Source organism: Leclercia sp. M-A074-M, from assembly GCF_965195605.1.
Taxonomy (GTDB): domain Bacteria; phylum Pseudomonadota; class Gammaproteobacteria; order Enterobacterales; family Enterobacteriaceae; genus Enterobacter.
Map to the genome: position 1 here is coordinate 597,576 of NZ_CBDAHM010000001.1, position 13,815 is coordinate 611,390.

General features: G+C 53.5%; 14 protein-coding genes and 3 tRNA genes. All 17 read right to left on the bottom strand.

The genetic code is table 11. The annotated features are described in order from the left end of the window. Positions 1 to 26: 26 nt before the first annotated feature. The gene (nadA, locus tag ACOKCT_RS02955) at positions 27 to 1,070 is read right to left on the bottom strand and encodes a quinolinate synthase NadA (RefSeq protein ID WP_156654111.1); all 1,044 of its coding nucleotides are present in this window, start codon (positions 1,068 to 1,070) and stop codon (positions 27 to 29) included. 342 nt (positions 1,071 to 1,412) lie between these two features. Next, positions 1,413 to 1,488: transfer RNA gene (locus ACOKCT_RS02960), tRNA-Lys, on the bottom strand. Between the two features lie 3 nt (positions 1,489 to 1,491). Continuing rightward, positions 1,492 to 1,567 (bottom strand) — tRNA-Val (locus ACOKCT_RS02965). Positions 1,568 to 1,702: 135 nt separating this feature from the next. Then, positions 1,703 to 1,778: transfer RNA gene (locus tag ACOKCT_RS02970), tRNA-Lys, on the bottom strand. 162 nt (positions 1,779 to 1,940) lie between these two features. Next, positions 1,941 to 2,723 carry a cell division protein CpoB gene (gene cpoB, locus ACOKCT_RS02975; RefSeq protein WP_103178730.1) on the bottom strand — a complete coding sequence of 261 codons (783 nt, stop codon included), beginning with the start codon at positions 2,721 to 2,723 and terminating at the stop codon, positions 1,941 to 1,943. A 9-nt stretch (positions 2,724 to 2,732) separates the two neighbouring features. After that, a complete protein-coding gene (pal, locus tag ACOKCT_RS02980) occupies positions 2,733 to 3,254 on the bottom strand; it encodes a peptidoglycan-associated lipoprotein Pal (RefSeq protein WP_032617096.1) in 522 nt (173 codons plus the stop codon). Positions 3,255 to 3,288: 34 nt separating this feature from the next. Continuing rightward, entirely contained in the window at positions 3,289 to 4,581 is a 1,293-nt protein-coding gene (gene tolB, locus ACOKCT_RS02985) for a Tol-Pal system beta propeller repeat protein TolB (protein WP_103178728.1), read from the bottom strand. Between the two features lie 127 nt (positions 4,582 to 4,708). Then, entirely contained in the window at positions 4,709 to 6,034 is a 1,326-nt protein-coding gene (tolA, locus tag ACOKCT_RS02990; RefSeq protein ID WP_103178727.1) for a cell envelope integrity protein TolA, read from the bottom strand. A gap of 37 nt (positions 6,035 to 6,071) precedes the next feature. Beyond that, entirely contained in the window at positions 6,072 to 6,500 is a 429-nt protein-coding gene (gene tolR / locus ACOKCT_RS02995; RefSeq protein WP_039029343.1) for a colicin uptake protein TolR, read from the bottom strand. A 3-nt stretch (positions 6,501 to 6,503) separates the two neighbouring features. Continuing rightward, positions 6,504 to 7,196: a Tol-Pal system protein TolQ gene (tolQ, locus tag ACOKCT_RS03000; protein ID WP_072036639.1), complete on the bottom strand. Its 693-nt coding sequence runs from the start codon at positions 7,194 to 7,196 to the stop codon at positions 6,504 to 6,506. Continuing rightward, the gene (gene ybgC / locus ACOKCT_RS03005) at positions 7,193 to 7,597 is read right to left on the bottom strand and encodes a tol-pal system-associated acyl-CoA thioesterase (RefSeq protein ID WP_032617092.1); all 405 of its coding nucleotides are present in this window, start codon (positions 7,595 to 7,597) and stop codon (positions 7,193 to 7,195) included. Before ybgC ends, tolQ begins: the two co-directional genes overlap by 4 nt. A 148-nt stretch (positions 7,598 to 7,745) precedes the next feature. Then, positions 7,746 to 8,030, bottom strand: coding sequence for a cyd operon protein YbgE (gene ybgE / locus ACOKCT_RS03010; RefSeq protein WP_420193141.1), 285 nt, complete (start codon positions 8,028 to 8,030; stop codon positions 7,746 to 7,748). Beyond that, positions 8,030 to 8,143, bottom strand: coding sequence for a cytochrome bd-I oxidase subunit CydX (gene cydX, locus ACOKCT_RS03015; RefSeq protein WP_003858598.1), 114 nt, complete (start codon positions 8,141 to 8,143; stop codon positions 8,030 to 8,032). The genes ybgE and cydX overlap by 1 nt, the downstream gene beginning before the upstream one ends. A 14-nt stretch (positions 8,144 to 8,157) precedes the next feature. Beyond that, positions 8,158 to 9,297, bottom strand: coding sequence for a cytochrome d ubiquinol oxidase subunit II (gene cydB, locus ACOKCT_RS03020; RefSeq protein WP_214421738.1), 1,140 nt, complete (start codon positions 9,295 to 9,297; stop codon positions 8,158 to 8,160). 15 nt (positions 9,298 to 9,312) lie between these two features. After that, positions 9,313 to 10,914, bottom strand: a complete 1,602-nt coding sequence (gene cydA, locus ACOKCT_RS03025; RefSeq protein WP_103178724.1) for a cytochrome ubiquinol oxidase subunit I — start codon at positions 10,912 to 10,914, stop codon at positions 9,313 to 9,315. An 811-nt stretch (positions 10,915 to 11,725) separates the two neighbouring features. Continuing rightward, the gene (gene sucD, locus ACOKCT_RS03030) at positions 11,726 to 12,595 is read right to left on the bottom strand and encodes a succinate--CoA ligase subunit alpha (RefSeq protein WP_032617085.1); all 870 of its coding nucleotides are present in this window, start codon (positions 12,593 to 12,595) and stop codon (positions 11,726 to 11,728) included. Then, positions 12,595 to 13,761 (bottom strand): ADP-forming succinate--CoA ligase subunit beta, encoded by a 1,167-nt coding sequence (gene sucC / locus ACOKCT_RS03035; RefSeq protein WP_103178722.1) that lies wholly within the window; start codon positions 13,759 to 13,761, stop codon positions 12,595 to 12,597. Before sucC ends, sucD begins: the two co-directional genes overlap by 1 nt. Positions 13,762 to 13,815: the final 54 nt, after the last annotated feature.

Sequence of the window (13,815 nt, forward strand, 5' to 3'; positions counted from 1 at the left end):
TCCCCTGAGCGTTACGTTTACGTGGTTTAAGGACGTAGTGTAGCCGCAAAATCCAGCATTCGGTTAAGCGGAATTAACGCCCCCTCTCGCAGCGCGGCATCAACATGGATTTCATGGGCGGCTCCGCCCGTCTCCAGACCGTCTGCAATCGCTTTGAGCCCGTTCATGGCCATCCACGGACAGTGCGCGCAGCTGCGACAGGTTGCCCCCTCGCCTGCGGTCGGTGCTTCCAGCAGCTCTTTCTCTGGCACCGCCTGCTGCATTTTGTAGAAGATGCCGCGATCGGTCGCCACAATCAACTGGCGATGCGGCAGCGTCTTCGCGGCAGCGATCAGCTGGCTGGTTGAGCCGACGGCATCCGCCATATCAACGATCGCCTGCGGGGATTCCGGGTGAACCAGAATGGCCGCATCCGGGTAGAGCCCCTTCATGCGCGCCAGCGCCTGCGTTTTGAATTCATCATGGACGATACAGGCGCCCTGCCAGCAGAGAATATCCGCTCCGGTCTGTTTCTGGACGTAATTGCCAAGATGTCTGTCCGGTGCCCAGATAATCTTCTCGCCCAGGCTGTCGAGATGCTCAATCAGTTCAACGGCGATACTGGAGGTGACCACCCAGTCGGCACGTGCTTTAACCGCGGCAGAGGTGTTGGCGTAGACGACGACCGTTCTGTCAGGGTGGGCATCACAGAAGGCGGTAAACTCGTCGATCGGACAGCCCAGATCGAGCGAGCACTCCGCATTCAGGGTCGGCATCAGGATCGTTTTTTCCGGGCTGAGGATTTTGGCCGTCTCGCCCATAAAACGCACCCCGGCCACCAGCAACGTCGAAGCAGGATGCTTAGCACCAAAGCGCGCCATCTCCAGCGAGTCCGAGATACAACCGCCCGTCTCTTCTGCAAGCTGCTGAATTTCAGGATCGGTATAGTAATGGGCCACCATAACCGCATCACGCTCTTTGAGCAGACGCTTAATTTTCTCACGGTAAAACTGCTTTTCGTCCAGGCTCAGCGGGGCAGGCTTTGGTGGGAAAGGATAGATAGCGGCTTCTGGATCAAACATCACACTCATTTTGGCTTCTCGTTTTACTGGCTTAACAAGTTTGCCGTTATTTTTTGGCGGAAACCAAAGTAATGGCAATTGTGTTTTATATACTAAACAAGATAGCGAATCTGAGAGAGAAAGTCACACCAAAAGCGTGCGGGCAGCATTTGTCGGGTGGCGCTTCGCTTACCCGACCTACGTAAACCCTCGCATTTTGGATTCTGGAATAACAGATAGCAAAAAGGCGCCTTTAGGGCGCCTTTTTACATTGGTGGGTCGTGCAGGATGACTCGGCTTCGCCTCGCCCTTCGGGCCGTTGCTGATGCAACGTTATCCTTCACGTTTACTCTCTGAGTCAGAAAGTAAAATTGGTGGGTCGTGCAGGATTCGAACCTGCGACCAATTGATTAAAAGTCAACTGCTCTACCAACTGAGCTAACGACCCGAGTGGTGGGTGATGACGGGATCGAACCGCCGACCCCCTCCTTGTAAGGGAGGTGCTCTCCCAGCTGAGCTAATCACCCGATACTACGCTGGATACTACTTACTACTAAGTTAGTGGTGGGTCGTGCAGGATGACTCGGCTTCGCCTCGCCCTACGGGCCGTTGCTGACGCAACGTTATCCTTCACGCTAACCTACTGCTTTCTACTTAAGTAGTGGTGGGTCGTGCAGGATTCGAACCTGCGACCAATTGATTAAAAGTCAACTGCTCTACCAACTGAGCTAACGACCCACTATTTCGGCTGCTTCTGGGGTGTTTGATATCCCTTGGCAACGGCGGCATATATTACTGATTTAAGAATTCTGCGCAACTAAAATTTTGATGAATATCACTTAACTGCTTACGAATTATGCGGCAAGACCAGAAATAAAGCGATTTCTGGTCATGCGGCAATCATCCCATCGCAGCAAGGCGTTTTTGCGCTTGTTTTGCCCCTTCGGTGCCCGGGAACTTTGTGACTACCTGCTGGAAAACGGCTTTCGCTTTTGCGGTGTCGCCTTTGTCCTGCATGATCACACCGACCTTATACATCGCGTCAGGAGCTTTCGGTGATTTCGGGTAATTTTTAACGACAGAGGCGAAATAGAATGCCGCATCGTCTTTTTTACCCTTGTTGTAATTCAACTGTCCCAGCCAGTAATTTGCGTTTGGCTGATAAGTCGAATCCGGGTATTTCTTCACGAAGTTCTGAAACGCCGCCATCGCCTCGTCCTGGCGCGAGTTATCCTGCACCAGGGCAATTGCCGCATTGTAATCAGTATTCGCATCACCGCTCTGCACAGGCGCAGCGGTCGAGGCTGATGTGTCAGCCTGAGGCGTTGCCGCAGCACCCTGATCCCCTGCTGCCGGTTGCGCTGCTGCGCCGCCATTATTCAGGTTATCAATCTGCAACAGGATCTGCTTCTGACGCTCCACAACCTGATTGAGCTGATACTGGCTTTCCTGGATCTGTCCGCGCAGTGAGTCAATATCGGTTTGGTTGTCAGAGAGCTGCTGCTGAAGTTGGGTTAAAAGCTGGCTGTGAGCATTAGAAATACGCTCGAGTTGGGTGACCCGGTCTTCTACCGAGCCTGAGCCGACACTACTGATTGGTGCCTGAGCAAAAGCGGCCCAGGGGGCCGCTATACCAACCAGTAACGACAGACTCAACAGATGATGTCTGAAGTTACTGCTCATGCAATTCTCTTAGTAAACCAGTACGGCACGACGGTTTTTGGAGTAAGCCGCTTCGTCGTGGCCCAGTACTGCAGGTTTTTCTTTACCGTAAGAAACGATGGAGATCTGGTCAGCAGAAACGCCTTTACCCTGCAGGTACATTTTAACGGCGTTAGCACGACGCTCACCCAGAGAGATGTTGTACTCAGGAGTACCACGTTCGTCCGCGTGACCTTCTACGGTGACTTTGTAAGACGGGTTGCTACGCAGGAAGTTAGCGTGCGCATCCAGCATCGCAGCGAAGTCAGAACGGATGTCGAACTTGTCCAGATCGAAGTAAACAATGTTGTTCTGCTGCAGCTGTTGCATCTGAAGACGCGCCTGCTCTTCAGAAGACATATTGCCGTTGCCGTTTGCGTCCATACCGGTGCCGGCACCCATCATGCCTTCGCCGCTCTGGTCGTTGCTGGCGTTCTTGTTAGAAGAACACGCTGCGATTGCCATAACAGGCAGAGCGATCATCAGCCCTTTCAGCACTTTGTTCAGTTGCATTTCTATGATTCCTATATTATTCAATTAATTATTATTACAGGTACGGCGACCAGGCAGGTGATTTTACCTGTCCATCAGTTGCCGGAATACGCGCTTTGAAACGCCCATCGGTAGAAACCAGATTCAGCACGGATCCCATCCCCTGAGAAGAGCTGTAGATAACCATAGTGCCGTTAGGTGCCAGACTTGGCGTTTCATCCAGGAAAGTCGACGACAGAACTTGTACGCCGCCCCCGCCCAGATCTTGTTTAGCAATGTGCTGCTGACCACCGGCCGAGCTGACCATTACCATAAACTTACCATCAGCGCTCACGTCGGCGTCCTGGTTCTGAGAACCTTCCCAGGTGATACGCTGCGGTGCACCGCCATTAATATTAACTTTATAGACCTGTGGACGACCCGCCTGGTCAGAGGTAAAGGCCAGGTTCTGGCTGTCCGGGAACCAGGTTGGTTCGGTGTTGTTGCTGCGACCATCAGTTACCTGACGGATCTGGCCGGAGGCGATATCCATCACGTACAGGTTCAGGCTACCGGTTTTAGACAGGGCAAACGCCAGTTTAGAACCGTCAGGCGAGAATGCTGGTGCGCCGTTGTGACGTGGGAAAGAGGCAACCTGACGTACCGCGCCGTTAGATAACGTCTGGATAACCAGCGCCGAACGACCGCTTTCGAAGGTCACGTAGGCCAGCTTAGAACCATCCGGCGACCAGGCCGGAGACATCAGCGGCTGTGGTGAACGGTGAACGGTGAACTGGTTGTAGCCATCGTAGTCAGAGACGCGCAGCTCATACGGGAACTGACCGCCGTTGGTCTGTACAACGTAAGCGATACGGGTGCGGAAAGCGCCTTTGATGCTGGTCAGCTTCTCAAACACTTCATCACTTGCCGTATGGCCCGCATAACGCAGCCACTGCTTGTTCACTTTGTAGCTGTTCTGCGCCAGCACGGTACCCGGTGCGCCACCGGTATCCACCAGCTGATAGGCCACGGTGTAACCGCCGTCCGGGTTAGGGGTCACCTGACCCACCACCACCGCGTCGATACCCAGTGCAGACCATGCTGCTGGCTGCAACTCTGCGGCTGTGCCCGGCTGCTGTGGCAGACGAGAACGGTCTAATGGGTTGAATTTACCGCTGTTGCGCAGGTCAGCGGCAACAATGCCGCCCACATCTTCCGGCGCAGCGCCTGGCCCTTTCCACTGGAACGGAACCACACCAATTGGACGTGCCGAATCCACCCCCTGGGTGATCTCGATACGCACTTCTGCGTGCAGCACCGCTGCCCACAGCATTAAGAAACTCATTGCAACACGTAATGCCTGCTTCATCATATCTCCCATATCCGGGTAACCTTACCCGCATAATTTAGCAGAATGTTAACAAACCCAAATAAACAAAACTACCAATCCACAGCCTCAAACGTAGACTGTTTTGCCAACTTTAGCGGGAAAAACGCTACAGTTTGAAATCAAGTTTGGCATCTTTTACTTTTTCATAAACAGCCTGGCTAGGCGGTTTAGGAATTCTGGCAGTTTTTGCAGCCGTCAGCGCAGCCTGACATAAGGCAGGATCACCGCCCTCTTCAGTGACATCCAGCAGCAGGCCATCTGGCGCCAGCTTAATATGTAGCACACAGGATTTACCGGCATACAGATCAGCGCCATATAGACGGCTCTGAATTGCATTACGAATCTGCGAAGCATAAGCACTAATATCAGCGCCTGACGCACCACCATTCGCCCCGCTTGTTCCACTATCTTTTGCTGGTTGGCCGTTACCTTTTGCACCACCCGATTTCGGCGCATTCTTACCTGAGCTTAAATCACCGAACAGATCGTCGACATCCGATGCGGCCGCTTTTTCTGCTGCGGCTTTCTTGGCGGCAGCGGCTTTCGCGGCGGCAGCTTTGTCAGCAGCAGCTTTATCGGCAGCCGCTTTCTTTTCTGCAGCCGCTTTTTCGGCTGCGGCTTTCTTATCGGCTGCGGCTTTTTCTGCGGCAGCCGCTTTCTTCTCGGCTGCGGCTTTTTCAGCAGCAGCCTTTTCAGCGGCCGCGGCTTTTTCCGCAGCAGCCGCTTTCTTCGCTGCTTCGGCAGCCGCTTTTTTCTCGGCTTCCTGGGCGGCTTGTTTAGCGGCTTCTGCTTCGGCTTTTTTCTGTGCGTCGGCAGCGGCTTTCTTAGCCGCTTCCGCTTCTGCCTTTTTCTTCGCGTCAGCCGCTGCTTTTGCGGCTTCGGCTTCAGCCTGTTTCTGGGCATCGGCTGCAGCTTTTTTCGCTGCGGCTGCGGCGGCTTCAGCAGCTTCTTTTGCCTGAGCATCTGCCTTCGCTTTCGCTTCCGCTGCGGCTTTGGCTGCCGCCTCTTCCGCCTGCTTCTGCTGCTCCTGCGCTTTTTTCGCGGCGGCTTCAGCCTGTTTTTGCTGCTCCGCCTGCTCTTTCGCTGCTTCCTGCGCCTGCAAACGTTCTTTCTCAAGCTGCTTCAGACGTTCCTGCTCGGCGGCCTGCTTTTCACGCAGCTCCTCCGCCTGCTGTTGCGCCTGCTTTTCACGCTGCTCTTCAGCACGTTTTGCACTCGCCTGCTGCTGTTGCTGACGGTTATAGTTCTGAACGACCGCGCCGGGATCGACCATGACGGCATCGATGGAAGAACCTCCACCACCTCCGGCAGCGGCATCCAGATGCTCATCGAACGAACTCCAGATCAGTCCTGCAAAAAGAATCACATGCAGCACCGCCGAGATAATTATCGCCCGTTTAAGCTTATCGTTTTGTTCGGTTGCCTTTGACACTATGGGTTCCCAAAAACTCTGTTGTGTACGCAGATAATCAAATAGGCTGCGTCATCAAGCCGACTGACTTAACGCCCGCGCTATGCAACAGGTTCAGCGCTTTAATTATTTCATCGTAAGGCACGTCTTTCGCGCCACCGATTAAGAAGACCGTTTTCGGATTGGACTGCAGGCGTCGTTGCGCTTCCGCAATGACCTGCTCCGGCGGCAGCTGATCCATACGATCTTTTTCCACCACCACGCTGTACTGCCCTACTCCGGATACCTCAATGATTACCGGCGGATCGTCATTGGTACTTACAGCCTGAGATTCTGTCGCATCCGGCAGATCAACCTCCACGCTCTGGGTGATGATGGGTGCTGTCGCCATAAAGATCAGCAGCAGCACCAGCAGCACGTCCAGCAGCGGTACAATGTTGATTTCGGACTTCAGTTCGCGACGACCCCGTCCACGCTGTCTGGCCATGGTTTACCCCTTGTTGCTCTCGGTGCTGGTAAACGCCTGGCGGTGCAGAATCGCAGTGAACTCTTCCATGAAGTTGTCGTAGTTCAGTTCCAGTTTGTTCACGCGCTGGTTCAGACGGTTATACGCCATAACCGCTGGAATCGCCGCGAACAGACCAATAGCAGTCGCGATCAGCGCTTCAGCGATACCTGGTGCAACCATTTGCAGCGTCGCCTGTTTTACCGCACCCAGGGCGATAAAGGCGTGCATGATCCCCCATACCGTACCAAACAGACCGATATAGGGGCTGATGGAACCCACGGTACCCAGGAAAGGAATATGCGTTTCCAGCGTTTCCAGTTCACGGTTCATGGAGATGCGCATCGCACGGGATGCTCCCTCCACTACCGCTTCCGGCGCATGATTGTTCGCGCGGTGCAAACGGGCGAACTCTTTAAATCCGCTATAGAAGATTTGCTCGGAGCCGGAGAGGTTTTCACGACGGCCCTGGCTCTCCTGATACAAACGGGAAAGTTCGATACCAGACCAGAACTTGTCTTCAAAGGCTTCCGCTTCGCGGCCTGCCGCATTGAGGATACGGGTTCTCTGAATGATGATGGCCCAGGATGCGATTGAAAAACCAATCAAAATCAACATGATAAGTTTAACCAGAAGGCTTGCCTTCAGGAACAAATCAAGGATATTCATGTCAGTCACTGCTTAAACTCCGCGACAATAGACTTAGGAAGCGCACGAGGCTTCATGATGAGTGGATCAACACAGACAATCAGGACTTCAGCTTCGTTCAGTACCGTGTTCTCTGCATTGACGATCCGCTGCGTGAAAACCAGTGAGGTTCCGCGCATTGATGTTATTTCTGTTTGGACTTCGAGCATATCGTCGAGTCTGGCAGGCGCAAAATACTCCAGCGTCATCTTGCGTACCACGAAGGCAACTCGCTCCGCCAACAGAACCTGCTGGCTAAAGTGATGATGGCGCAGCATTTCAGTGCGTGCTCGTTCATAAAAGGCAACGTAGCTGGCGTGGTAAACCACACCACCGGCATCCGTGTCTTCATAGTAGACCCGAACCGGCCATCGAAATAGCGTTGTATTCACTTTACATCCCGGTAATGCAAAAAAGGTTAGAGCTTTTAAACTTCGCTACTATACGCGCGGGAATGGTGGTTTGGAATGGGGGAAAGTAAACAGAGAGTAAATTTTTATGGGCCCGGGTAAGCCCATAATATTAACGGATAGTTCTTATTCAGTTGAAAAAGAAAAACAGGCCCAACAGCAGGATCATATCAGCAATCAGCGGGCAAAAAATGCCCTGCCAGTGTACGGCTTTCGGACGAAATCCCACCCCGTGGATTACGCCTGCACATACCGCCCACATAATAAGAAAACCGTGCCAGATCTCAAGCTCGCTGGTTTTCGCCGCGAAGCGTGACGGATCCCAGAAAATACAGCCCGCCAGCAGTAAGGCCATCACTAAGGAAAGCGCCCTTAACGGGCGCTTATCCATGATCGCGTAGAGATACGTGATCATCAGTGTTTTTCTTCACCGGCTTTGGTCGCTTCAACGTGCTCAAGCGCCAGTGCGGTAATCACACCAAATGCACAGGCCAGAAGCGTTCCTAAAATCCATGCGAAATACCACATATTCAGCTCCTTCCTTAATACAGAGAGTGGGTGTTGCTTTCGATATGTTCTTTCGTGATACGACCGAACATTTTCCAGTAACACCAGGCGGTGTAAGCCAGAATAATCGGTACGAACACGGCAGCCACAAACGTCATCAGATTAAGGGTCATCTGGCTGGAGGTTGCATCCCACATCGTCAGGCTTGCATTCATCATCGTGCTGGATGGCATCACGAACGGGAACATCGCGATACCGGCTGTCAGGATGATGCACGCCAGCGTCAGTGAAGAGAAGACAAACGCCAGTGCCCCTTTCTCCGCGCGGGAGGTCAGGATGGTCAGCACCGGCAGCGCGACGCCCAGTACCGGAATCGCCCACAGGATCGGTGTGTTATTGAAGTTCACCAGCCAGGCGCCAGCCTCGCGAGCCACCTCTTTGGTCAGCGGGTTCGACGGCGCGGTATGGTCAATCGCAGTGGTCACAACATAACCGTCGATACCAAACATCACCCATAGACCTGCCAGCGCAAAGCCAACCAGCGTCACCAGAGCCGCCATCTGCGAGACGGCACGGGAGCGCAGGTGCAGCTCGCCCACGGTACGCATCTGCAGGTAGGTTGCCCCCTGGGTGATGATCATCGCCACGCTGACGACCCCTGCCAGCAGACCAAACGGATTCAGCAGCTGGAAGAAGTTACCGGTGTAGTAGAGGCGCATATATTCATCAAGGTGGAACGGCACGCCCTGCAGCAGGTTGCCGAACGCCACGCCGATGACCAGCGGCGGCACGAAGCTACCGATGAAGATGCCCCAGTCCCACAGGTTACGCCAGCGGGTGTCTTCAATCTTCGAGCGGTAATCAAAACCGACCGGACGGAAGAACAAGGATGCCAGCACCAGAATCATCGCCACATAGAAGCCGGAGAACGCAGCCGCGTAGACCATCGGCCAGGCAGCGAACAGTGCGCCGCCTGCGGTGATGAGCCACACCTGGTTACCGTCCCAGTGCGGGGCGATGGAGTTAATCATAATTCGACGCTCGGTATCATTACGACCGAGGAAGCGGGTGAGCATGCCCACCCCCATGTCGAAACCGTCAGTGACCGCAAAACCAATCAGTAAGATCCCGACCAGCAGCCACCAGATAAAACGCAATACTTCATAATCGATCATTTGATGACTCCTGTCTTACCGTGCCGGCTGAGTAGTCACGGTGGACTGCTCGTAGTGAGGCTGAGAAGCAACGGTGGACTGCTCATAATGGTAGCGACCGGTTTTCAGGCTGCTTGGGCCAAGGCGCGCAAACTTGAACATCAGGAACAGTTCAGCCACCAGGAACAGAGTGTAGAGGCCGCAAATCAGCAACATGGAGAAAATCAGATCGCCTGCGGTAAGAGAGGAGTTCGCCACCGCAGTTGGCAGCACCTCACCGATAGCCCACGGCTGACGGCCATACTCCGCAACAAACCAGCCGGATTCAATGGCAATCCACGGCAGCGGAATCGCATACAATGCGGTGCGCAGCAGCCATTTCTTCTCACCGATACGGTTACGAATGACCGACCAGAAGGAGGCGGCGATAATCAGCAGCATCAGCACACCACAACCCACCATGATACGGAAGGCGAAGTAGAGCGGCGCCACGCGCGGAATCGAGTCTTTGGTCGCCATCTGGATCTGCTCTTCCGTCGCGTCAGAGACGTTCGGGGTATAGCGTTTCAGCAGCAGGCCATAGCCAAGGTCTTTTTTCACGTCGTTAAACTGGTCGCGAACAGACTGATCGCTGGTCCCGGAACGCAGTTCTTCCAGCAGCGAGTAGGCTTTCATCCCGTTACGGATACGCTCTTCATGCTGCACCATCAGATCTTTCAGACCGATAACCGGCGTATCCACAGAGCGGGTGGCAATGATGCCTAGCGCATAAGGGATCTGAATAGCAAAGTGGTTCTCCTGCGCATCCTGATCGGGGATACCAAAGAGGGTAAAGGCGGCCGGGGCAGGCTGGGTTTCCCATTCTGCTTCGATCGCTGCCAGTTTGGTTTTCTGCACGTCGCCCATTTCGTAACCGGATTCATCACCCAGCACGATAACGGAGAGGATAGCCGCCATACCGAAGCTCGCCGCGATGGCGAAAGAGCGCTTAGCAAAGGCGAAGTCACGACCACGCAGCATGTAGTAGGCGCTGATGCCCAGCACGAACATCGCGCCGCAGACATAGCCGGAGGCCACAGTGTGAACGAATTTCACCTGCGCGACCGGGTTCAGCACCAGCTCGGAGAAGCTGACCATCTCCATACGCATGGTTTCGAAGTTGAAATCAGAGGCGATAGGGTTCTGCATCCAGCCGTTGGCGACCAGGATCCACAGTGCGGACAGGTTAGAGCCCAGGGCCACCAACCAGGTTACGCACATATGCTGGACTTTACCCAGACGATCCCAACCAAAGAAGAACAGACCTACAAAGGTAGATTCGAGGAAGAAGGCCATCAGACCTTCAATGGCCAGCGGCGCCCCGAAGATATCCCCGACATAGTGGGAATAATAAGACCAGTTAGTCCCGAACTGGAACTCCATGGTCAGGCCGGTTGCCACGCCCAGCGCAAAGTTGATACCAAACAACTTGCCCCAGAACTTGGTCATATCTTTATAAATCTGTTTGCCGGAGAGGACGTAAACCGTTTCCATGATGGCCAACAGGAACGCCATACCGAGCGTCAGCGGCACAAACAGGAAGTGGTACATCGCGGTCAAGGCAAACTGTAAGCGCGACAGTTCGACTACGTCTAACATTATGACTCCTTGCTCATCGCATGAAGACTCCGAGAGTGAATCCCGTTAGAGAAGGATCCACACACATGCCCCAAAAATTATCAGCACCCTTTCTTCGTTACTTAATCCTCGCAGGAGGAAAAAAGCGATGATGAAAGGTTACAGATGCGTTGATAAAAACTGAAATTGATCCCGCAAATATATTACGCTGCAAAACCCTTACAATAAACAGGTTTTTAATGGAAGTCTTTTACGATTTACGACAGCGATCAATATTTAGCAAAATTACCACTTTCCGACCAATTTGATCGGGAACAATTTAGCGCCTTTTGACGCTCTTTTCCAGGTATTAAATATTGATAAAAATCAATAATGCCTGAACGTGTTAAGGGTGTTTACGCGTGGTAAATGCAATGAAAATGATGTTAATGATATGTTTTAATATTCGCTTGATGGTTATCAAATAAAGCGGGGATTATAAATAAAGGTGATTTAAATTAACGCAGGCAGCGAAGCATTTTTTTAATAAGCCTGTACTACTAATGTCAGATGATTCACAGTAATTTTCCGCAGGGGTTTTATCAAAAATTATTATCACAAATATTTTACTTTTAACAATCTATAATTTAACACCCATGTGTTGCTAATTTGTTTCATCCCGTCGAACCAAAAATGTTTTCACGGCCGTTTGCTTAACTTTCATCCGCCCTACCCGCCTCTGTCTCCACACGTAAACACTGTCGCGCAAAAAAAAGGCCATCTTGCGATGGCCAACCATGTCGAAACGGACATTTATTATGTCAAAGCTCCCCGCACGGGGAGCAGAGAGGATTTACTTAATGATGGATTTCAGTGCTTCACCGATGTCAGCCAGGCTGCGCACGGTTTTCACGCCAGCGGCTTCCAGAGCAGCGAATTTCTCATCCGCAGTGCCTTTGCCGCCCGCGATGATGGCGCCTGCATGGCCCATACGCTTGCCTTTCGGCGCGGTCACACCCGCGATGTAGCCAACAACTGGCTTGGTCACGTGATCTTTAATGTAAGCAGCCGCTTCTTCTTCTGCGCTACCGCCGATTTCACCGATCATCACAATCGCTTCAGTCTGCGGGTCTTCCTGGAACAGCTTCAGGATGTCGATGAAGTTAGAGCCCGGGATCGGGTCGCCGCCGATGCCCACGCAGGTGGACTGGCCGAAACCGTAGTCGGTGGTCTGCTTAACCGCTTCATAGGTCAGGGTACCGGAACGAGAGACAATGCCCACTTTACCTGGCTTGTGAATGTGACCCGGCATGATGCCGATTTTGCATTCGCCTGGGGTGATCACGCCCGGGCAGTTTGGCCCGATCATGCGCACGCCCGCTTCGTCCAGCTTCACCTTCACGGTCAACATATCCAGGGTCGGGATACCTTCGGTGATGGTGATAATCAGTTTGATGCCTGCGTCGATCGCTTCCAGGATGGAGTCTTTGCAGAACGGTGCCGGAACGTAGATCACGGTGGCAGTTGCGCCAGTCGCTTCTACCGCTTCACGAACGGTGTTGAACACCGGCAGGCCCAGATGGGTGGTGCCGCCTTTACCTGGCGTTACGCCGCCAACCATCTGCGTACCGTAGGCAATCGCCTGCTCAGAGTGGAATGAACCCTGGCTACCGGTGAAGCCCTGGCAGATAACCTTGGTATCTTTATTAATTAAAACGGACATTATTTCCCCTCCACTGCGGCAACAACCTGCTGAGCTGCATCCGTCAGACTTTTCGCTGCAATAATATTCAGGCCGCTGTCAGCCAGTTTTTTCGCGCCGAGTTCAGCGTTGTTACCTTCCAGACGAACGACAACCGGGACGTTCACGCCCACTTCTTCTACCGCGCCGATGATACCGTCAGCGATCAGGTCGCAACGTACGATACCGCCGAAGATGTTAACCAGAACGGCTTTCACGTTGTCATCGGAGAGAATAATTTTGAATGCTTCGGTCACGCGCTCTTTGGTTGCGCCGCCGCCCACATCCAGGAAGTTTGCCGGCTCGCCGCCGTGCAGCTTAACGATGTCCATGGTGCCCATTGCCAGGCCCGCACCGTTAACCATGCAGCCGATGTTGCCATCGAGTGCCACGTAGTTCAGCTCCCACTGTGCAGCCTGCGCTTCACGTGGATCTTCCTGAGACTGGTCGCGCATTTCGCGCAGGTCAGCCTGGCGGAACAGCGCGTTGCCGTCAGCGCCCAGTTTGCCATCGAGGCAGATCAGATCGCCCTGCTTGGTGATCACCAGCGGGTTGATTTCGATCAGCGCCAGATCGCGCTCCAGGAAGATGGTTGCCAGGCCCATGAAGATCTTGGTGAATTGCTGCACCAGTTTACCTTCCAGACCCAGTTTGAAGGCCAGCTCACGACCCTGGTAAGGCATTGGGCCTGCCAGCGGATCGATAGCGACTTTGTGGATCAGATGCGGCGTCTCTTCCGCCACTTTTTCGATCTCCACGCCGCCTTCGGTAGAGGCCATGAACACCACGCGACGGGAGCTACGGTCTACGACTGCGCCCAGGTAGAGTTCTTTAGCAATATCGGTTGCCGCTTCAACCAGGATCTGGTTAACCGGCTGGCCGGCTGCGTCTGTCTGGTAGGTCACCAGACGTTTGCCGAGCCAGTGCTCCGCAAAGGCGCGGATCTCTTCTTTACTGTTAACGACTTTCACACCGCCCGCTTTACCGCGGCCGCCAGCGTGAACCTGACATTTCACTACCCATGGACCCGCACCGATTTTAGAGGCGGCTTCTTCTGCTTCACGAGGGGTATTGCAGGCATAACCCACCGGAGCCGGTAAGCCATACCGGGCAAACAGCTGTTTTGCCTGATATTCATGTAAGTTCATGTGTTCTATCCATCCTTCAGGGTAATCGTTAGGTCATGCTTTTGTAGGCCCGGC

What these genes read in the sequence shown, in the direction of transcription:
- nadA (WP_156654111.1), bottom strand. Translation starts at nt 1,070, where the DNA reads ATGAGTGTGATGTTTGATCCAGAAGCCGCTATCTATCCTTTCCCACCA.
- cpoB (WP_103178730.1), bottom strand. Translation starts at nt 2,723, where the DNA reads ATGAGCAGTAACTTCAGACATCATCTGTTGAGTCTGTCGTTACTGGTT.
- pal (WP_032617096.1), bottom strand. Translation starts at nt 3,254, where the DNA reads ATGCAACTGAACAAAGTGCTGAAAGGGCTGATGATCGCTCTGCCTGTT.
- tolB (WP_103178728.1), bottom strand. Translation starts at nt 4,581, where the DNA reads ATGAAGCAGGCATTACGTGTTGCAATGAGTTTCTTAATGCTGTGGGCA.
- tolR (WP_039029343.1), bottom strand. Translation starts at nt 6,500, where the DNA reads ATGGCCAGACAGCGTGGACGGGGTCGTCGCGAACTGAAGTCCGAAATC.
- ybgE (WP_420193141.1), bottom strand. Translation starts at nt 8,030, where the DNA reads ATGATCACGTATCTCTACGCGATCATGGATAAGCGCCCGTTAAGGGCG.
- cydX (WP_003858598.1), bottom strand. Translation starts at nt 8,143, where the DNA reads ATGTGGTATTTCGCATGGATTTTAGGAACGCTTCTGGCCTGTGCATTT.
- cydB (WP_214421738.1), bottom strand. Translation starts at nt 9,297, where the DNA reads ATGATCGATTATGAAGTATTGCGTTTTATCTGGTGGCTGCTGGTCGGG.
- cydA (WP_103178724.1), bottom strand. Translation starts at nt 10,914, where the DNA reads ATGTTAGACGTAGTCGAACTGTCGCGCTTACAGTTTGCCTTGACCGCG.
- sucD (WP_032617085.1), bottom strand. Translation starts at nt 12,595, where the DNA reads ATGTCCGTTTTAATTAATAAAGATACCAAGGTTATCTGCCAGGGCTTC.
- sucC (WP_103178722.1), bottom strand. Translation starts at nt 13,761, where the DNA reads ATGAACTTACATGAATATCAGGCAAAACAGCTGTTTGCCCGGTATGGC.